This is a genomic window from Flavobacterium endophyticum (genome assembly GCF_003634455.1).
Lineage (GTDB): Bacteria > Bacteroidota > Bacteroidia > Flavobacteriales > Flavobacteriaceae > Flavobacterium > Flavobacterium endophyticum.
The window spans coordinates 407,135-425,909 of record NZ_RBLC01000001.1; the positions used below are offsets into that span (position 1 = coordinate 407,135).

Below are 18,775 nucleotides of genomic sequence, written 5' to 3' on the forward strand. Positions count from 1 at the left end.
AACAAATTGTTGCCTGAAACGTCCTATCTTTAAACCAAACCTCTATATATTTTGGAAACTATACTTAAAATTGAAAATCTTTATAAAAATTTCGGGCTGGTCAAAGCCGTCAAAAACGTTTCTTTAGAAATCAAAAAAGGAAATGTCTACGGTATTTTAGGACCAAACGGAAGCGGAAAATCCACTACCCTCGGAATAGTCCTCAACGTTGTCAATAAAACCTCAGGAAGCTACAGCTGGTTTGGAGGACAGATGGAAACTCATGAAGCTCTGAAAAAAGTAGGCGCAATCATCGAAAGACCTAACTTTTATCCCTACATGACTGCTGAGCAGAACCTACAGCTAGTCTGCAAGATTAAAGGAACCAACTATTCCAAGATTCAAGAAAAACTAGAAATTGTCGGGCTTCTCGATAGGAAAGACAGCAAGTTCAGGACCTTTTCGCTCGGAATGAAACAAAGACTTGCCATTGCTTCTGCACTTCTTAACGATCCTGAAATCCTGATTCTCGATGAGCCTACAAATGGCCTTGATCCGCAAGGAATCCGTCAGATCCGCGACATCATTAAGACCATCGCTTCTCACGGAACTACAATCCTTTTAGCATCACACCTTCTTGACGAAGTAGAAAAAGTGTGCAGCCATGTACTCGTTTTAAGAAAAGGAGAAATTTTATACTCTGGTACTGTCGACGGAATGAACTCCCAGGATGGCTTCTTCGAATTACAGGCAGAAAACCTGCAAGAATTAAAAAATGCTTTGGCACAACATCCTTCCATAGACAAGATTGAGGAAGAAGAAGGGCGTCTTATTGCCTATCCAAAAGGCAGCGTGAATGCTTCCGAGCTGAATAAGTTCCTCATCGAAAGAAACATCTTCTTAAGCCATTTGGTGAAACGCAAGCACAGCCTAGAGGAACAATTCCTGCAATTGACCAACAACAAATAACAAACCGAAACAATCCAAAACCCGATACCTTTCATAGTATATCAGGATAAAACTAGCAACCATGAAACGATTACTATCCATCGAACTTCAAAAAATATGGCAGAACAAGGCAAGCAGAGTACTTACCCTTACCTATTTCGTCCTGCTTTCCTTCATCGCCCTGATAGCCTCCATCAATTTTAGCTTTCTAGGCATCAACTTTAGGATTGCCGACCAAGGAATTTTCAATTTCCCTTACATCTGGCATTTCAATACCTATGTGGCCTCGATACTTAAATTCTTTTTGGCCGTAGTAATTGTTTCGATGATGGCAAACGAATACACCTATGGTACTCTCAAACAAAACCTTATCGACGGTCTTAGCAAAAACGAATTCATCAAGTCCAAGCTTATAACTGTAATTCTGTTCGCCCTAGGTTCTACCATTTTTGTTTTTATAATGTCAATGATATTAGGCCTGTGCTTCTCATCCTATGACGAGGCAGGCATTATCTTTTCAGACCTCGAATACCTTTTAGCCTATTTCGTAAAACTCGTGGCTTTCTTTTCTTTCTGCCTTTTCTTAGGAATATTAGTAAAACGTTCCGCATTTGCACTTGGATTCCTTCTCGTATGGTTTTTCTTCGAAGGAATTATTTTCGGCCTTTTGAGATGGCTTGTTTTTTCAAGCACAGAGCAAGTTCAGAAAGTAACGGCTTTTTTACCATTGGAATCCATGTCAAATCTGATAAAAGAACCTATAACCCGATTCCAAGCCTATAAAGCCATCGAAAACCAAGTCTCTGGCGGCGTGGCACCAAAAGACTACAGCGTCCACTGGTATGAAATTCTCATTGTGGTCGTTTGGACGGTTATTTTTATGTTAATGTCGTATAAAATTCTAAAAAAACGAGATTTATAGTATCTTTGCCGATACTATGAAAATGACAAAACCCCACATTTTTATTTTATTTGTTCTTTGCCTTCCGTTTCTGGCCAAAGCTCAATATATAACAGTCAACGACACCTATACAAAGGAACAGCTGGTCAGAGATGTACTCATCAACAATACCTGCGCCAGCGTTTCAAATATTTCGGTGCTTGGAGGAAATTTTGCTTCAGGACAGCAAAGCTACGGCTACTTTAATGCCGGGAGTAGTACCTTTCCTTTTGCAGACGGAATCGTATTAAGTACCGGAAGAGCCGTCGCAGCACAAGGCCCGAACAGCAGCTTGCTCGATGACGGCCAAGGAATGGACTGGCCGGGCGATACCGATCTCGAAGCTGCCTTGGAAATAAACAATTCTATTAACGCTACCATACTCGAATTCGACTTTATTCCGCTCGGAAACAAAATCAGTTTCGACTATATCCTCTCTTCAGAAGAATACCATGACAATGCTCCATGCCGCTATTCAGACGGATTTGCGTTCCTTCTAAAAGAAGTTGGTGGCACGGGAGGTTATAAAAATCTTGCCGTAGTACCAGGAACTACCATACCCGTAAAAGTAACATCCGTTCACCCAGAGATTGGAGGAAACGGCGGCTGTGAAGCCCAAAACGAAGAGTACTTCGGAGCTTTCAACGGCTTTGAGCATCCGACCAATTTTAACGGACAGACCGTAGCCCTGACTGCTCTTTCAGACGTAACACCAGGAGTACTTTACCACATAAAATTAGTCGTAGCAGACGAAGGCAACTACCGATACGACTCGGCCATCTTCTTAGGAGGCGGAAGCTTCAAGATAGAAACCGATCTTGGTGACGACAGGCTATTAGCCACAGGAAATCCGCTTTGCAAAGACGAAACCTTGACCCTAAATGCTACGAATGCCAATGCCATCCGATACGAATGGTACAAAGACACAGTGCTACAGCCCGAAATCACGCCTACCTACCCAGTTACTGTAGCAGGCACTTATGCAGTTCGCGTTGAGCTGACAGGCGGTTGTTTTTCTACAGGAGAAATCAAGGTAGAATATGCTGGAGCACCCACAGTTTCCAATGCTGTTCTAGTACAATGCGACGAAGACAATAACGGCCTTGCCCTGTTCAACCTCAACCAAGCAGATGCTCAAGTCATCGCGGCAGACCCGACTTTGAGCGATCCTGTGTATTTTAGGACAAACGGCGAAGCAGCTTCAAATACCAATCCAATTACCAACGTTACAAATTTCGAAAATACCCAGCCGGTTGTTTATGCCCGTGCAGAAAACCAATACGGATGTTACGCTATTTCAGAAGTAACGCTGAACGTTTCCAATAATAATATTGCCGATCCGCAAGACTTGAAAAAGTGTGATACCGATATCAATCCTACAGATGGCAAGTCGGTTTTTAACCTGCGTGACAGAGAGGCTGCTATACTCGCCAACCTGCCATCAGGAAACATTAACTATTATACTTCATACGAAGACGCCCTATCCGGATTAAATCCGATTCCGGCTCCTGATGTCTTCCCAAATACCATTCCTTTCCAACAGCGTATCTATGCCAAGCTAAGTTCGGGAATCGATTGCTACGGAATTGCTGAATTTAACGTCATAGTCAATTCTTTCGGCAGCAGCCTAAACGACGTACAGGCAATTGTCTGCAGAGGCGGCGATGTATTGCTTAATGCAGGAAGCGGCTTTTCAAGCTACAAATGGAATACTCCAAACAACGAAACGACGCAGACCATCCGAGTAACCGCAGCAGGAACCTATACCGTTACCGTCACCAATTCAGATGGTTGTGAAGGCACTAAAAAATTCATCGTCACGGCTTCCAGCATTGCCACGGTAGCATCCATGAGCATAAGAGATTTCCAAGGAGGCAATAACTCCGCGACGGTAGTCTTGACATCAGACAGCATCGGAACTTACCAATATTCTCTAGACGGCATCACTTTCCAAGACTCACCTACCTTTACAAATCTAGATCCAGGCCGATACACAGTCATCATAAAAGAAGCCAACTGCGGTATCATTACCCATGTATTTTACATCATGGATTACCCTAAATTCTTCACCCCAAATAACGACGGCACTAACGATATGTGGAGGATTCCGTACCTGCAGTTCCAGCACAATGCTACCGTTGCTATTTTTGACCGCTACGGCAAGTTACTCTACTTTTTTAAAGGAGGACAGCCTGGTTGGGACGGCAAGCTGAACGGCTACGACCTCCCTGCAAACGACTACTGGTTTAGGATTATACTTCAAGACAAAAGAGAAATAAGAGGGCACTTCTCACTCTTAAGATAATTCTATATCTTTGAGAGCTAATCGGCTCGTTATGAGAATAAAACTACTTGTCTTTTTTCTATGCTTGTCCCTACAATCCTTCTCGCAAGGAGAAGCCTCCAATTGGTTTTTTGGCAACAGGGCTGGCATTAAGTTCAATAGCGACAATACGATAACCACGCTTTCCAACTTCCCGAATCCTATTCGAATCGTTACCGACGAAGGATGCAGCTCTTTCTCAGATGCTAACGGCAATCTTCTCTTATATACCGACGGAAGAACCGTTTGGGACAGGAACCATATCATCATGCCCAACGGAAACTATAATGCGGGAACAGGACTGCTAGGCGACCCTTCCAGCACACAGTCTGGAATAATCGTACCGAACCCCGCCAATCCAAACCTCTATTATATTTTTACGGTTGATGAACCGCACCATCAAAACGCATCGGTCTATCCCAACCCATTTTTAGGAGACTATGACGGAGGCGGAGGGCGCGTTCCCGCAGCAGACGATGGCTTCAACAACGGACTCAATTATTCTGTAGTCGATATGTCTATTACAGGAGCCAACGGAAGCATCGGCAACATAACCGTTCGCAACACCCATCTCGTTACTTATAATCCCGACCCAGCAGGAGAAGAAATCAAATACAAATGCTCCGAAAAAATTACGGCCGTCAGAATTCGCAATGGCGGCGGCTATTGGGTCATAACCCATTTTATAGACAAATTCTACGCCTTCAAGATTGATCCGAGCGGCGTAAGTACCACGCCCGTAATTTCGCAGCTGAATCCTGTAGTTCCCGTTTCTGGTTATAGAAGAAATGCCATCGGACAGATCAAAGTTTCTCCAAACGGAAAAAAGATTGCCATCGCCCACGTTCAGAACGGACAGATCGCGGGCGGAACTTCTTCAGGAGGAGCTATGTATCTCTATGACTTTGACAACAGTACTGGAATTGTATCAAATGGCCAAGCCATAATAACAGACAGCGGCTGCTACGGAGTTGAATTTTCTGCCGAAACCAAAAAGCTCTACGTCTCTACAGAAAGTGGTGTCGTACAATTCAATCTCGAAGCACCGTCGATACCCAATTCAGGACAGCTCATTTCAAGCCGCAGCTATTCCTCATTGCAGCTCGGTCCCGACAAAAAAATCTACAAGGCCAACATCAATACCGGACTAGACGATGGCTTCCTCGATGCCATCAACAATCCCGAACTAGACGGCTCTGCCTGCGGTTATCAAAATGCCGCAGTCAATCTAGGAGCAGGTACATCCCGCTTTGGACTGCCTCCGTTCATCACCTCCGTCTTCAACACCAATATTATTGCAAAAAACCTATGCGCCGGACAGGCTACTACCTTTGAGATAAGCGCCAACGGATTTGTGCAAAGCGCCATTTGGAATTTTGGCGACGGCAGTGTCTTCAGCAATTCTCTATTGCCTTCCCATGTCTTTCCTGGCCCAGGCACCTATACCGTCACAGCAACCGTAGTCGTTGAAGGAACAACCATCAGAAGCACCAAAAATCTCCAGATTAATGCCCTGCCCGTAGCCACGCCTGCAACCCTCGTGCAATGCAGCCCTACAGCAGCCGACACCAATATTCCGTTTAAGCTGTCAGAAGCCACACAGTCCATCATAGGAAACGACCCCAATCTGAGTCTTACTTTCTTTCGCTCGTTGCCAGAAGCCATCAACGACACGAATGCTTTGCCAATAAACTATCCAAACGCAGCCAATCCGCAACAACTTTTCGTCAGAGTAACCGACAACACTACGGGCTGCTTTTCCACTACTACGCTCGACCTCTCTGTAAACGCAATGGCCAACACCCCATTGCAAATTAAAAAATGCGACGAGCTGAATAGCGAAGACGGAATATCCGACTTCACCCTAACCGATGCCCAGATATCAGGACTCCCTCCGACTGCAACTACGCTATATTATGCCAATATTGACGATGCGCTGTTAGAGCAGCATCCCATAGCCGAAAACTATACCAACACAGTTCCTCACCAGCAGACAATCTATGCAAGAGTTGAAGACAACAACCAATGCTGGGGCATCTATCCCATCAGCCTCATCGTCAATCCGCTGCCACAGCTCAAGACCGAGGACACCTATTATGTATGTACGAACCTGCCGAACCGCTACACGACACTTACACCTGGCTTATTGCAAGGAATTCCTTCCGACTATACGTATGAATGGTCTACCGGAGAGCACACTTCGACCATACAAGTCAATCAAGCTGGAACCTATACCGTCAAGGTAACCAATATCCATGGATGCTCAAAAATCCGCACCCTGACCGTATTGCCTTCTAATAATGCCACCATCCAAAAAATTGTCATCGTCGATCTTGTTGCTAACAATACGGTTACTGTGCTGTTGGCGCCGGAAAGTATCGGAAGCTACCAATACAGCCTCGACTTACCGGGCGGACCTTTTCAAGACTCGAACCATTTCGAAAATGTCTCGCCTGGATTTCATACAGTCTATATCTATGACATTCATGGCTGCGGCATCGTGAAAAAAGACATTTCTGTCTTGCAGATACCTAATTATTTCACCCCGAACGGCGACGGCTATAACGACACTTGGAACATCATCGGAATCAATTCCATATTCTATTCCGATGCAAAAATTTATGTTTTTGACCGTTTCGGAAAGCTTCTGTCCGATGTAGATCCTAGAGGCGCTGGATGGGACGGAATCTACAACAATCATCCCGCTATCGCGACAGATTATTGGTATCTTGTTATTTTGAACAACGAAAGAACCGTAAGAGGTCATTTTTCGCTAAAAAGATAATAGCCCATATCCTAGCTACTAGCAAGTCAAATCTATCGAATCCTCATTCACAATAGCCATTTGCTATTTAGATATTGCCTTACTGCTATTAAAAAACTAATTTTTAGCGGATTAAAACGATTGAAACTCTTAATTTTCAGAAGGAATTAAATTTCAAATACTAAAAATATAATAAATTTGAGCAAACATACGTAACGAATGACTTTAAAAAAATCCCTCATTGCCCTCCTCCTTTTTTTTACAATCACCAAGACTTTTTCGCAGAATGACTGCACCAATGCCATCATTGTATGCGGAAATACTGGATTTGAAGGATTGAGCGCAACAGGAATTGGCATTCAAGAACTCGGATTCAACAACTGCAGCAGCCAAGAAAACAACAGTATTTGGCTTATGCTCTCTATAGACACGGGCGGTACGCTCGGATTTACACTTACTCCTGAAAGCAGCGATATAGATGTCGATTTCGACTTTTTTATATTCGGACCCAATGCCGACTGTACTAACTTAGGGCAAGCTATCCGCTGTTCGACCACCAACCCAATAGCGGCAAATGCTTCAGACAATCTTACAGGCCTGAACCAAGACGAAACCGATACTTCCGAAGGCCCGGGGGCAGACGGAAACAGCTTCGTGCAATGGCTCACCGTCAACAATGGCGAAAGCTACTTTTTAGTCATCGACAGGCCGGTAGGCTCGAGCAATTTTTCGCTCACGTGGACGGGGACGGCTACCTTCAACCAGCCACCTACATTCCAGAATCCAACAGGCACGGCACTCAATATTACAAATTGCGACAACGACGGCTTTATCGACAACAGTACCACTTTTGACCTCGAGCAAAACACCAGCACCATTATCGGCAGCCAGACCTCGGTAGCCGTTACCTATCACCTCAACACCAATGATGTGCTGACGGGAGAAAATGCTATAACACCATCAGGCAGCTTCCCGAATACTATAAACCCACAGCCTATTTTTGCACGAATCACCAATACTATTACCGGATGCTTTTCGACTGCCGAATTTTCTATAGAAGTAATCAACTCAGTCGATATCCCAAACGACCAATTTGCAATCTGTGACGACAATATCGACGGCGACGACCAGAATGGCCAGGCCACCTTTAACATGAGCGATGTTACCATTGGTATTCTATCAGGCACCAACCAATCTGGAATTACCGTAGGCTACTACCCCACTTTTGGAGATGCTATGAATAATACTGCAGCTTACGGAGCCACACATTACAATATGACTCCGAATGAAGAAAACGCCTTTATCAAAGTCACTAATTCAGACGGATGTTTCAAGATAAAAGAAATCAAGCTCGTCGTTAATCCCTTACCAGCAAAAACGACAGCCACTTTGGTACAGTGCGATTCGGGGCTTACTCCAGACGGACTTACTTTATTCAACCTCAATGAATCCATTCCTTCCCTTACGGGCGGAGACCCCAACTTGGGCGTAGAGTTTTTTAAGAGCAACATTCTGTTACCGACAGCCTATACCAATACTTCAAACCCTGAAACCATCGATGTAAAGATTACCGACCTTACGACCGGATGTTCCAGTAGGAGCACCCTAGACCTTAACGTAAACGTAATCAACAGGACTGTGACCATCGCACCGCAATGCGACACCGCCGAAACCGGCATCATGCCGTTTGACCTAAGTACCACAGACCTTGTCCTAGCACCGACTGAAACAGCCCATTTTTACGCCAACCTAAACGATGCTTTGCTAGAGCAAAACGAAATTACAAATACCGCCAACTATCCGAATGCTACGCCTTATAACGCGACTATCTATGTACGTGTTGAAGAAGCCAATAGCTGTTCCGTAATAGCCCCAATCCAGCTAACAGTAAACCGCCTCCCACAGATTGAAGTACAAGACACCGGTTATGTCTGCACCAACTTGCCCAACCGTTATATTACCCTCGATGCAGGACTGCTGCAAGGCAATCCGACGAATTATACTTACGAATGGTCGACTACGCCCGTACAGACAACTCGCACCATCCGCGTAAACGAAGTAGGAACCTATATTGTAAAAGTCACGAACGCCAACGGATGCCTCCAGACCAGAACCATAACTGTCTCCCCGTCTAACAATGCCACGATAGCCGAAGTCGTAATTGTAGATTTGGCACAAAACAATACCGTAACCGTTCTCCTAGACCCTGCCAGCATTGGCAGCTACCAATACAGCCTTGACCTGCCGAACGGCCCGTTTCAAGATTCCAATCATTTTGAAAACGTAGCCGCAGGAGTCCATACCGTCTATGTCTATGATACCCATGGCTGCGGCATCGTATCCCAAAAAATATCCGTGCTAAAGATTCCTGCTTTTTTTACGCCTAACGCAGATGGCGCTAACGACACTTGGGATATTATCGGCATCAACCCGCTATTTTTCGCCAGCTCAAAAATCTATATCTTTGACCGCTTCGGAAAGCTACTTGCAGATATCGATCCTAAAGGCACAGGCTGGGACGGAAATTACAACGGACGCCCTTTGCCAGCCAATGATTATTGGTACTTAGTCAAACTAGAAAGCGGCAGGACCATTCGAGGGCATTTTAGTTTGTTGCGATAATAAAAAGAGCCATGAATTATCATGGCTCTTTTTATATATAATTATGTTGACTATTTCTCATACCAGTCAACAACCTTAAGTAAAGAATCTGCAAAGCCAAAAATATCATCAATTGAAACAATCTCATGACGAATTTCCTTTTTCTGTTCATCAAGTAGGACAAAATATTTCTTAGCTCCTGCCAAATATAGCCTACATATTGTTTTACGATTATTATCATCTAGGAGTATTGCAAAATAAGATTGGGCATCTCTATATGCAATTCTAGTTATAGGTATTTTTTGTCTCAAAATAGTTTTTACAATCATAAAAGCTTCAAGTTCTTCTTGAGTAGTTTCTACTTTGTTAGCCTCTTCTTTTGTTATCTCAGAATTTAATTCTGCTTCTTGCTCTTTTGTCACTTCATCTTCTTTAGTCAAGGCAGATTTTAAACGATCCGTAATCATATCGCTGATATACTGTTGCAATGACTTCTTAGTAAGATTGGTAAACTGTTCCAATACTTTGGCTGTAATAACACTTGGATAAACTTGTTTAGCAAAATGTTTTACAAATTCTGGGCTTGGATTGGTAAATTCTGAATTAATAAGTTTCTTTAATTCAAAAGTATATTTCAAATCACTGGCTGTGGTTACTATGTTTTCAAAATCATAATATGCCTTATGAAACTTTTTCAATTCTTCTATTTGATTATCCTTTATATCAGTAATATTGAAAGCAAAAAATGGTTTTTCATCCATCTTATTCGTCTCTACCAAATCAGTGTAGAACTTGTATTCAATACCATTAGTTAAAATAGAAAATTTTGCTTTCGTTGTATGAAAATAACGAAACAGTTGAGAAGCATTGTTCACGTTTAAAGGGGAAGCATGATGTTTGCATTCAATCAAAATAATAGGTTCTCCATCTTGCATGATTGCATAATCAATTTTCTCTCCCTGTTTGATGCCTATGTCGGCTACTAATTCTGGAGTCACTTCAAACGGATTAAAAACATCATACCCCAATTCTTTAATAAAAGGCATAATAAAAGCATTTTTGGTCGCTTCCTCAGTATTTACCTGACTCTTTAATTTTAAAACTCTTTCTCCAAGTATTCTAATTTGATCTTTAAAATCCATAATATCAATAAGTTTGTTTGTACCAAACATATAACTATTGATTACCACTTTTTTACGGTTTTCCTCATTTCTCGAATAAATGCTAAAAAGCGCTAAAAAAATTAAATAATAATTTAAATTTATAATTCAAAACTGTAGAAGACAACACGATGACAGCAGACCAATATCCAAAGATCTACCTCTACCGCAGGATTGTTCAGGCAAAAGTCTTCATTGATAAATGCTATGCTGAAAAAATCGACCTCAACAATATCTCAGACGAAGCTTATTTTTCTAAATTCCATTTCATACGGCTGTTCAAATCCATCTACGGAAAGACGCCCCACCAATACCTCACGAGCGTACGCATCGAAAAAGCCCAGCAATTTCTACAGCAGGGCAAGCCCGTAACCGAAGCCTGTTCCTTAGTAGGTTTTGAAAGTCCAAGTACCTTTAGCGGCCTCTTTACCAAACTCGTCGGCAAGACACCCTCCCAATACCTCGATAGTCATAAAGAAAGACAATCCCAGATACAGCAGACGCCTTTGGCCTTTGTACCCGGCTGCTATGCCTATATGCACGGCTGGAAAGAAAATAGCAATTTTGAAGAAGCCGAAAAATAAATCATTGCCCATCTTTGTAATGTGTTCAACATTAAAAAAGAAAAGCCATGATTACAAAAATGACCATTACCAACATCCATGTCCTAGACCAAGACAGCGCCTATGACTTCTACATCAACAAATTAGGCTTCAAGCTCGTAGACGATATTCCAATGGGACCCGAAACCCGATGGCTCACCGTTTCTCCACCAGAACAGCCCGATCTGCAATTAGTCCTCTTCCCCGTTACCGTAAGCAAGATGTTTCCTAAAGAAGTCGCAGAAACATTAATCGACCTGATCAAAAGAGGAATATTCGGCTGTGGAGTATTAACCTGCAACGACATCTTTGCCACCTATGAAGAACTAAAATCAAAAGGCGTAGAATTCATAAAGCCGCCCACAAAAGAATTTTATGGCACAGAAGCCTTGTTCAAAGACGATTCCGGCAACTATTTTTCATTACAGCCGCTTAACAATTTCGACAATGAAAACAATATTTGATCCAGCAGCACGAGAGGAATTGATCAACAGGATCAATTCCCTCGATGAAAAAAGCACAAGACAATGGGGAAAAATGAACGCCTATCAAATGGCCAAGCACTGCACGATATGGAACGAGTGGGTTTTAGGCAAGGAGAATCATGTCTATAAGCAAGAATTTCTAGGCAAGATATTTGGCAAGATGGCTCTTAAGAGCAATACCAAAGACGACCGTCCTTTAGGCAAAAAGATGCCCGCCGGAACAGCATTTACAGTAAAAGAAAAAGAAGGCGACCTAAAAGCTCAAAAAAACATCTGGGCAGAACAGATTGCAGGCTACGGACACTTCTCCAATCCTGACTTCGTCCATGACTTTTTCGGCAAAATGACAAAAGAAGAAATCGGCATATTCGCCTACAAACACAACGACCACCACCTACGGCAGTTTAGCGTTTAGGGCAACAGCTTGTTTCCATGTGTTAAAAAATACCCTTGTTCCAATTATACAAGTTTGTCATCCTTTAAGGAAATATTTTTATCTTTAAAAAAATCATCAATCAAACACATGAAAAAAAGAATCCCTTTTCAAATCCTCTTATTGCTGCTTTTCACATTGCAAGCATTTTCACAGACAGACAATCCCGAATTGCAGAAAATGGCCGACGACGACCAAAGTGCAAGAATGGCTTCAGACATCAACTGGATGATCCTCAACAAAGAAGACAGCCTTAGGCGCGTGAGGATTTTCGAACTGATAAAAGAAGACAAAGTCAAGACCGCCAAAGACCACTTCAATTCCGGAATCGTCTTCCAACACGGCAACGACACCATCGATTCGCGAATAGCAGTACAAAGCTTCAAAAAAGCCATAGAACTCGATGCAACCCTCAACAAATGGTGGTATGCCGCAGCAGTCGACAGAGACCTGATGCGAAGAGGACAGCCCCAGATTTACGGAACCCAGTTCGTAAAAAACCAAGCCACAAACAACAAATGGGCGCGATACAAAATCGATACCACAAAAGTAACCGACGAAGACCGCAGCTATTACAGCGTAGAATCCCTTGCCGAGCAAGTAAAAAAAGAAAGATTCATGAACCTAAAATCGGTTTCTTCCTACTATGAAAGCAACAATTCTATTGACAAGATCATCAAGTTTATCGAGCAAGAATTCAAAAAAGGAACCGAATCCGAATACAACAGTAGCGAAGAAGAAATCAATAATTTTGGCTATAGCCTGCTGAATGCCAATAAAAACGAAGACGCCCTAAAAATCTTCAAGCTAAACACAAAACTCTATCCAAACGGCTTCAATACTTTTGACAGTTACGGCGAATGCCTGATGAAGCTTGGCCAAAAGAAAGAAGCTCTAAAAGCCTATAAAAAATCATTAGCACTCAATCCTCAAAATGACAATGCTAGAAAAATAATAGAAGAGAATAAATAACCTTTATTAAATTGTATTTTTGAGGTGATGCTAACTTGTTCTGTAACAAAACCTAACCAAAAACCATGAGACTAACAGGAATTATTATTATTTTATTCTTAACAACCATAGGATGTAAAAACCCTGACGCTATTACCAAAACGGAGGAAATAAATCATTTATCACGTAAGATTTCTGAACTTCAAAGGCAAAATAAGATTTTAAGAGATTCATTATCTGAATATGAAGAAAATTTTTTATACTCGCAGACATTAGTTGGTGTTCCAGACAAACCTTTTTTAAAAGTCGGCAAAAACAATAATATAGTTATGCTATTTCAAACTTTTGATAAAAAATTACCCAAATACGATATCTATAAACTTGAAGGCGATAAACAAATAAAAATAGGCAGTAACACTAGTACTAGATTTGACTACAATTTTACTCCAAAATCCATTGACGATAAAGAATTAAAACTTTTAGTAAAAATACCATATAATAAAAAGACAATTGAAATTCCAGGTCTTATGATTTTCGATGTCAAGGAATAAAATATTGGCTGCCAAAACAATAAATGAGCACAATACAAAATCAATGTAAAGAAGCCATGAGACATATAAAAAGGTTTAGTATATTCCTTATTTTAACCCCCATCGCTTTGACACTATCCTGCAGCAACACGAACGACAAACTAAAAGAAGGATTCTGGAAACATGCCGGAGGATTTTACATAGGTGATATTATCGATTTCAAAAACAAGTCCATCCAAATAAAAAACGACACCATTTTCAAGAACGATACTGCAATAGCTAGAATCGAAAAGCTTGAAAGCCGATGGCTTGCAGGAGACAAAGTACTCCATATCAAAGCAATTCCGAGCGGAAAAAGCGCAAGATATGTAGAGAAATAATCCCTGCACTGCCAAGACATCGTTTGCAGGAATTACAAATTATCTCTTTCTTTGTTTAAAAGAAGACCAACCCACATGAAAAAAGCGGCAATCACTCGGCTGAATATCCTCCAGAAAGCCTTTGAACTGATTTACAGCAAAGGCTACCTGACTACCAGTATCGACGAGATTTTGGCCACTACTCATGTCACAAAAGGAGCCTTCTATTACCATTTCAAGAACAAAGACGAGATGGGCATTGCTATCATCAACGAACTATTAAAGCCTACGTTCGAGGCCACATTCCTCAAGCCCCTTGCGTCCGGCGGCGATCCTGTTCAGATTATCTACGACATGATGCAGGAGATACTCATGGACAACGAATTCCTCAAAGTAGAATACGGCTGTCCCGCGGCCAATTTCACACAAGAAATGGCTCCTTGGAATACCGATTTCACAAAAGCACTAAACGACCTTTCCGCAGCATGGAAAGACGCCATCATTGCCTGCATCGAAAACGGCAAAAAAGACAAAAACATTCGCCCAGACGTAAAAGCAGACCAAGTCGCCATCTTTATCATGTCAGGCTACTGGGGCATCCGAAACATAGGCAAATTAAGCAACAGCAAAACCGTCTACCTCGTGTTTTTAAAACAGCTAAAAGAATACCTCCAAACACTGCGATAATTTTTTTATCCAAAAACATACTAATTAGTATGTTTTTTATTTACTTTTGTTCCCGTAACAAACAAATAGTCGTTTTTCGATATGTATCAAGCCCTTACCTTCCTCCATTCCACACTGCGCTGGCTTGTTTTGGTCAGCCTGATTGTTTCACTATACAGAGCCTATAGTGGCTATTTCCGCAAAGCAGCATTCACAAAAACAGACAATGCCGTTAGGCATTGGACAGCCACCATAGCCCACACACAATTGATGGTCGGCATGACCCTATACTTCCACAGTCCCATCATCAAATACTTTCTCAACAATTTCAGCACCGCCAAAGAAAGCTTCGACCTGCTTTTTTTCGGAATCATCCACAGCCTGCTCATGCTAGTTGCCATAATCATCATTACCATCGGTTCCTCCTTGGCAAAAAGAAAAGCCACAAGTCCCGAAAAATTCAAGACGATGCTCATCTGGTATGCCTTGGCCCTGCTCATCATTTTCATTGCCATACCCTGGCCGTTCTCCCCTTTCGCAAACAGACCCTATTTCAGATAATATGCAGACACTTTTAAAAACACCCATCGGACGCCTCCGCCTCATCGGATACATCGAAGGACTTTCCCTCCTCGTCCTCCTCTTCTTTGCCGTACCCCTTAAATATGCAGCCGGCGATCCTTCACTCTCAAAAATTATGGGCCCGCTTCACGGAGCCCTATTCCTGCTCTTTATCTTCAACACCCTGAGCGTTGGAGTCGAACAGCAATGGAAGTTCAGGCAAACCACCTACAAGGTCATGCTGGCCTGTATCATTCCGTTCGGAACCTTTTATATCGACCGAAAAATTTTAAGCAAAATATGAAAAAAGCAATCCTCATCATCGGCATCCTTTTGCTTGCCTATATCGGATACCGTATCTACAAGATCTACACCCTAGACAAAGGACTAGGCCAGCTCATTTCAGAAGGAGCCATCATCCTCGACGTCCGTACAGAAAAAGAATTCGAGATGGGCCATATCCAAGGCGCCCTCAACATTTCTTTAGGCGAAATCCGCCACCGCTATACAGAACTCGATACCTCAAAAACCTACATCACCGTATGTTCCCACGGACTCCGCAGCGTCAAGGTCGAAAACATCCTAAAAGAAAAAGGATTTAAAAAAGTATACAACGGAGGCGCTTGGAACGATCTGCAGCAAAGCCTTAAAAAACACTAATTCTTTTTTACTCCCCGCTAATCCTCACTCATACAGCCTCTTTGCAGTTTTAGGGTATAGAATAGCAAAAATAATTGCCATCTTTGAATAATACTACATTATAAAGATAAGAGCGGAGTATAAAAGTTTAAGAGGCATTGTTGTTAATAGTACTCCGCCTATCTTTATTCCGAAAAGTTCACCACGCCCCTCTGCATCCAGATGCCGACTTTTGTGAGTTACTAAAGAATATGCGACATGGCCAATAAACAAAAAAGCGACCAAAAAAGAAGTGCCGAAATAACCAGGCGCTATTTCGATTTCATAGACAAGCATACAAACGATGTCAGCAGTGGCCGTGTTTCCGAATTCATGGAACTCAACCAAATAGCGCGCGAATTGGCTGTTTCACACAAGCACCTCACAGACAGTGTCCAAAAAGAAACACAGCACCACCCCTGTCATTTTTACGACACAAAAATTATCGAAAAAGCAAAACAGCTCATGGCAGACCCGCAGCTCTCTATTGCGCAAATAGCACTAGCGCTTACCTACGACCCTTCTAATTTTTCTAAATTCTTCAAAAAGTTTACAGGAGAGACACCCGGCGCATTCAGAAAAAAGCAAAAAACAAACAACACCTAAAGTTCCGAAAAGTTCACCACATTTCAGTCATCGATTTTCCGCTCCTTTACAGTAGTAATAATCGTAAAACAATCAATGACCATGACAAGAAATGATCTAAACGGAAAAGTAGTTTTAATTGCCGGAGGCGCTAAAAACTTAGGAGGCCTATTAAGCCGCGGTTTTGCCGAAAAAGGCGCAAAAGTAGCCATACACTACAATAGCAGCAGCACCCAAGCAGATGCCGAAAAAACACTGGCAGCCATTCAAAAAGCAGGAGGCGAAGCCTTTTTGTTTCAGGCCGATTTGACAAAAGTCGAAAACATCAAAAAACTTTTCGAAGCAACCAAAGCCAAGTTCGGCAGTATCGACATTGCCATAAACACCGTAGGCATGGTATTAAAAAAGCCTTTTTTAGACACTACCGAAAAAGAATACGACACCATGTTCGACATCAATTCAAAAGTAGCCTATTTCTTTATCCAAGAAGCAGGCAGAACGCTCAACGACAACGGCAAGATCTGCACCATTGTCACCTCGTTATTGGCAGCCTACACCGGACTGTACTCTACCTACGCCGGAGCCAAAGCTCCCGTAGAGCATTTTACCAGAATGGCATCAAAAGAATTCGGACAGAGAGGCATTTCCGTTACAGCCGTAGCCCCAGGCCCAATGGACACGCCTTTCTTTTACGGACAAGAAGCCCCAGACGCAGTAGCCTATCACAAATCAGCCTCAGCCCTAGGCGGCCTGACCGACATTAAAGACATAGCCCCATTAGTCGAATTTCTAGTAAGCGATGGCTGGTGGATCACAGGCCAGACCATTTTTGCAAACGGAGGATATACTACGAGATAGCAACAAAAAACCAGCAGTAGTACTGCTGGTTTTTTTATTAAATCATTAAACATCCCTTCACTTTCAACTTTCAACTTTCAACTTTCAACTTTCAACTTTCAACTTTCGACTATCAACTATCAACTTTTACAATAATTCCCTAGCTTTACTACAAATTAAATTACACAAATGAAAAACCTTTGGTGTTGGCGTTGCCAGATGGAAGTACCTATGCTCGATGAAGAAGAATATGCAATAGCAGCAAAGCTATATTCTCAAGGCTTCGAAAAAATAGAATCAGGCAAGTCAAGAGAAGAACGGTTTAAGCCGATGCTCGACTACTACAATAACCTTACGGGATTTGAAGAAACAGAACCAAATGCAATAATGCATCATCGCATCGAACAATATGGTCCACCCTGCGAAAACTGCAGCAAGCCCTACCGCACGCCTCTAGCTTCTTTTTGTGCGGCCTGCGGAAATAAAAGAGTACTCCAAACAAATTAAAATTACTCACCACAAACTATCAACTTCCAACTATCAATTATCAACTTTTCGACTTTCGACTTTACAACTTTCAACTCTTAACTCTTAACCTTCCTAATCACAATCTTTCCCCTGCCTACGCTCACCTTCACGCTGTCGCCTTCATAAAAGCCGCAGTCTTGGAGCCATTTCCCCTGAATCCTGATTTCCGGAAAAAAAGCGATGCGTCGATACGCCCTTGCAAAACCTTTACTAAAAACCGTAAGGTAACGTTCTTTCCCTTTTTTATTTTTGTTGCTGTTTGGTGTAGAATTTTCCATATCGTTATCATTTAATATGCCAAAGCAACAAAAGCCCAAAAGCATAATCAAGTGGGCAAAAGCATACATTATTCTAAAGCAAAGAATATTTCAGAAACAATATTTGTTTATATTTAACAAAATTTTTATACATACAATCATGACAGACAACAACATGCCAAACAAAAAAATACACCAAGGCCGAAACATCAAACGCTTTCGCGAAATGCTCGGCATCAAGCAGGATGCCCTAGCCTACGAATTGGGTGAAGACTGGAACCAAAAGAAAATCTCTCTCCTGGAACAAAAAGAATCCGTAGAAAAGGATATTTTAGAACAAGTGGCTAAAATTTTAAAATTGCCAGTGGAAGCCATTGAGAATTTTGACGAGGAACAGGCGGTAAATATTATCTCAAATACATTCAATACACACGACCAATCAAATGGTATGAACGTCCACCCTACTTTTAATTTTAATCCACTTGATAAAATGGTTGAGCTTTACGAGCGTATGATTCAACAGCAAAAGGAAATGATTGAGAAGTTGGAGAGGTTGATTGAGAGGAAATAAAATATAAAACAGAATCT

At 42.1% G+C, this 18,775-nt stretch carries 21 protein-coding genes; 19 read left to right on the top strand and 2 right to left on the bottom strand.

Annotation, left to right across the window (positions count from 1 at the left end):
* The first annotated feature begins 51 nt into the window (after positions 1 to 51).
* The 5 genes from CLV94_RS02005 to CLV94_RS02025 all read left to right on the top strand — a co-directional run bounded on the left by CLV94_RS02005 (position 52) and on the right by CLV94_RS02025 (position 9,576).
* Complete coding sequence (locus CLV94_RS02005) at positions 52 to 948, top strand: ABC transporter ATP-binding protein (RefSeq protein ID WP_121374792.1); 897 nt, start codon at positions 52 to 54, stop codon at positions 946 to 948.
* A gap of 61 nt (positions 949 to 1,009) precedes the next feature.
* On the top strand, positions 1,010 to 1,849 hold the full coding sequence (locus CLV94_RS02010; protein WP_121374793.1) for an ABC transporter permease: 840 nt from the start codon (positions 1,010 to 1,012) through the stop codon (positions 1,847 to 1,849).
* 22 nt (positions 1,850 to 1,871) lie between these two features.
* On the top strand, positions 1,872 to 4,172 hold the full coding sequence (locus CLV94_RS02015; protein WP_170148729.1) for a T9SS type B sorting domain-containing protein: 2,301 nt from the start codon (positions 1,872 to 1,874) through the stop codon (positions 4,170 to 4,172).
* Between the two features lie 31 nt (positions 4,173 to 4,203).
* Positions 4,204 to 6,975 carry a T9SS type B sorting domain-containing protein gene (locus CLV94_RS02020; protein WP_121374795.1) on the top strand — a complete coding sequence of 924 codons (2,772 nt, stop codon included), beginning with the start codon at positions 4,204 to 4,206 and terminating at the stop codon, positions 6,973 to 6,975.
* Positions 6,976 to 7,173: 198 nt separating this feature from the next.
* Entirely contained in the window at positions 7,174 to 9,576 is a 2,403-nt protein-coding gene (locus tag CLV94_RS02025) for a T9SS type B sorting domain-containing protein (protein WP_121374796.1), read from the top strand.
* A 50-nt stretch (positions 9,577 to 9,626) separates the two neighbouring features.
* On the opposite strand, the gene CLV94_RS02030 is transcribed toward CLV94_RS02025, so the two are convergent.
* On the bottom strand, positions 9,627 to 10,697 hold the full coding sequence (locus CLV94_RS02030) for a type I restriction endonuclease (protein WP_121374797.1): 1,071 nt from the start codon (positions 10,695 to 10,697) through the stop codon (positions 9,627 to 9,629).
* Positions 10,698 to 10,846: 149 nt separating this feature from the next.
* Here CLV94_RS02030 and CLV94_RS02035 point away from each other — a divergent pair, with 149 nt between their 5' ends.
* The 13 genes from CLV94_RS02035 (at position 10,847) to CLV94_RS02095 (ending at position 17,909) form a co-directional block, all read left to right on the top strand.
* The gene (locus tag CLV94_RS02035; RefSeq protein WP_121374798.1) at positions 10,847 to 11,299 is read left to right on the top strand and encodes a helix-turn-helix transcriptional regulator; all 453 of its coding nucleotides are present in this window, start codon (positions 10,847 to 10,849) and stop codon (positions 11,297 to 11,299) included.
* A 47-nt stretch (positions 11,300 to 11,346) separates the two neighbouring features.
* Positions 11,347 to 11,781 (top strand): VOC family protein, encoded by a 435-nt coding sequence (locus tag CLV94_RS02040; RefSeq protein WP_121374799.1) that lies wholly within the window; start codon positions 11,347 to 11,349, stop codon positions 11,779 to 11,781.
* Positions 11,765 to 12,217 (top strand): DUF1569 domain-containing protein, encoded by a 453-nt coding sequence (locus CLV94_RS02045; RefSeq protein ID WP_121374800.1) that lies wholly within the window; start codon positions 11,765 to 11,767, stop codon positions 12,215 to 12,217. The genes CLV94_RS02040 and CLV94_RS02045 overlap by 17 nt, the downstream gene beginning before the upstream one ends.
* A 108-nt stretch (positions 12,218 to 12,325) precedes the next feature.
* Entirely contained in the window at positions 12,326 to 13,207 is an 882-nt protein-coding gene (locus tag CLV94_RS02050) for a tetratricopeptide repeat protein (protein WP_121374801.1), read from the top strand.
* Positions 13,208 to 13,272: 65 nt separating this feature from the next.
* A complete protein-coding gene (locus CLV94_RS02055) occupies positions 13,273 to 13,737 on the top strand; it encodes a hypothetical protein (protein ID WP_121374802.1) in 465 nt (154 codons plus the stop codon).
* 107 nt (positions 13,738 to 13,844) lie between these two features.
* On the top strand, positions 13,845 to 14,096 hold the full coding sequence (locus CLV94_RS02060; RefSeq protein ID WP_121374803.1) for a hypothetical protein: 252 nt from the start codon (positions 13,845 to 13,847) through the stop codon (positions 14,094 to 14,096).
* A gap of 75 nt (positions 14,097 to 14,171) precedes the next feature.
* Positions 14,172 to 14,762, top strand: a complete 591-nt coding sequence (locus CLV94_RS02065; RefSeq protein WP_121374804.1) for a TetR/AcrR family transcriptional regulator — start codon at positions 14,172 to 14,174, stop codon at positions 14,760 to 14,762.
* An 81-nt stretch (positions 14,763 to 14,843) separates the two neighbouring features.
* Positions 14,844 to 15,302: a hypothetical protein gene (locus CLV94_RS02070; RefSeq protein WP_121374805.1), complete on the top strand. Its 459-nt coding sequence runs from the start codon at positions 14,844 to 14,846 to the stop codon at positions 15,300 to 15,302.
* A gap of 1 nt (position 15,303) precedes the next feature.
* On the top strand, positions 15,304 to 15,606 hold the full coding sequence (locus tag CLV94_RS02075) for a DUF3817 domain-containing protein (protein WP_121374806.1): 303 nt from the start codon (positions 15,304 to 15,306) through the stop codon (positions 15,604 to 15,606).
* Positions 15,603 to 15,962: a rhodanese-like domain-containing protein gene (locus tag CLV94_RS02080; RefSeq protein ID WP_121374807.1), complete on the top strand. Its 360-nt coding sequence runs from the start codon at positions 15,603 to 15,605 to the stop codon at positions 15,960 to 15,962. The genes CLV94_RS02075 and CLV94_RS02080 overlap by 4 nt, the downstream gene beginning before the upstream one ends.
* 237 nt (positions 15,963 to 16,199) lie before the next feature.
* Positions 16,200 to 16,586 (top strand): helix-turn-helix domain-containing protein, encoded by a 387-nt coding sequence (locus tag CLV94_RS02085; protein WP_121374808.1) that lies wholly within the window; start codon positions 16,200 to 16,202, stop codon positions 16,584 to 16,586.
* Positions 16,587 to 16,667: 81 nt separating this feature from the next.
* Positions 16,668 to 17,423 (top strand): SDR family oxidoreductase, encoded by a 756-nt coding sequence (locus tag CLV94_RS02090; RefSeq protein ID WP_121376201.1) that lies wholly within the window; start codon positions 16,668 to 16,670, stop codon positions 17,421 to 17,423.
* A gap of 168 nt (positions 17,424 to 17,591) precedes the next feature.
* On the top strand, positions 17,592 to 17,909 hold the full coding sequence (locus CLV94_RS02095; RefSeq protein ID WP_121374809.1) for a hypothetical protein: 318 nt from the start codon (positions 17,592 to 17,594) through the stop codon (positions 17,907 to 17,909).
* Positions 17,910 to 17,986: 77 nt separating this feature from the next.
* Here CLV94_RS02095 and CLV94_RS02100 read toward each other — a convergent pair whose 3' ends face one another.
* The gene (locus CLV94_RS02100) at positions 17,987 to 18,208 is read right to left on the bottom strand and encodes a SymE family type I addiction module toxin (RefSeq protein WP_121374810.1); all 222 of its coding nucleotides are present in this window, start codon (positions 18,206 to 18,208) and stop codon (positions 17,987 to 17,989) included.
* A gap of 139 nt (positions 18,209 to 18,347) precedes the next feature.
* Here CLV94_RS02100 and CLV94_RS02105 point away from each other — a divergent pair, with 139 nt between their 5' ends.
* Complete coding sequence (locus CLV94_RS02105) at positions 18,348 to 18,758, top strand: helix-turn-helix domain-containing protein (RefSeq protein WP_121376202.1); 411 nt, start codon at positions 18,348 to 18,350, stop codon at positions 18,756 to 18,758.
* Positions 18,759 to 18,775: the final 17 nt, after the last annotated feature.

Bases quoted from the DNA above. Each gene is read 5' to 3' on its own strand.
- CLV94_RS02010 (WP_121374793.1), top strand. From the start codon at position 1,010: ATGAAACGATTACTATCCATCGAACTTCAAAAAATATGGCAGAACAAG.
- CLV94_RS02015 (WP_170148729.1), top strand. From the start codon at position 1,872: ATGACAAAACCCCACATTTTTATTTTATTTGTTCTTTGCCTTCCGTTT.
- CLV94_RS02020 (WP_121374795.1), top strand. From the start codon at position 4,204: ATGAGAATAAAACTACTTGTCTTTTTTCTATGCTTGTCCCTACAATCC.
- CLV94_RS02025 (WP_121374796.1), top strand. From the start codon at position 7,174: ATGACTTTAAAAAAATCCCTCATTGCCCTCCTCCTTTTTTTTACAATC.
- CLV94_RS02030 (WP_121374797.1), bottom strand. From the start codon at position 10,697: ATGGATTTTAAAGATCAAATTAGAATACTTGGAGAAAGAGTTTTAAAA.
- CLV94_RS02035 (WP_121374798.1), top strand. From the start codon at position 10,847: ATGACAGCAGACCAATATCCAAAGATCTACCTCTACCGCAGGATTGTT.
- CLV94_RS02040 (WP_121374799.1), top strand. From the start codon at position 11,347: ATGATTACAAAAATGACCATTACCAACATCCATGTCCTAGACCAAGAC.
- CLV94_RS02045 (WP_121374800.1), top strand. From the start codon at position 11,765: ATGAAAACAATATTTGATCCAGCAGCACGAGAGGAATTGATCAACAGG.
- CLV94_RS02050 (WP_121374801.1), top strand. From the start codon at position 12,326: ATGAAAAAAAGAATCCCTTTTCAAATCCTCTTATTGCTGCTTTTCACA.
- CLV94_RS02055 (WP_121374802.1), top strand. From the start codon at position 13,273: ATGAGACTAACAGGAATTATTATTATTTTATTCTTAACAACCATAGGA.
- CLV94_RS02065 (WP_121374804.1), top strand. From the start codon at position 14,172: ATGAAAAAAGCGGCAATCACTCGGCTGAATATCCTCCAGAAAGCCTTT.
- CLV94_RS02070 (WP_121374805.1), top strand. From the start codon at position 14,844: ATGTATCAAGCCCTTACCTTCCTCCATTCCACACTGCGCTGGCTTGTT.
- CLV94_RS02075 (WP_121374806.1), top strand. From the start codon at position 15,304: ATGCAGACACTTTTAAAAACACCCATCGGACGCCTCCGCCTCATCGGA.
- CLV94_RS02080 (WP_121374807.1), top strand. From the start codon at position 15,603: ATGAAAAAAGCAATCCTCATCATCGGCATCCTTTTGCTTGCCTATATC.
- CLV94_RS02085 (WP_121374808.1), top strand. From the start codon at position 16,200: ATGGCCAATAAACAAAAAAGCGACCAAAAAAGAAGTGCCGAAATAACC.
- CLV94_RS02090 (WP_121376201.1), top strand. From the start codon at position 16,668: ATGACAAGAAATGATCTAAACGGAAAAGTAGTTTTAATTGCCGGAGGC.
- CLV94_RS02095 (WP_121374809.1), top strand. From the start codon at position 17,592: ATGAAAAACCTTTGGTGTTGGCGTTGCCAGATGGAAGTACCTATGCTC.
- CLV94_RS02100 (WP_121374810.1), bottom strand. From the start codon at position 18,208: ATGGAAAATTCTACACCAAACAGCAACAAAAATAAAAAAGGGAAAGAA.
- CLV94_RS02105 (WP_121376202.1), top strand. From the start codon at position 18,348: ATGACAGACAACAACATGCCAAACAAAAAAATACACCAAGGCCGAAAC.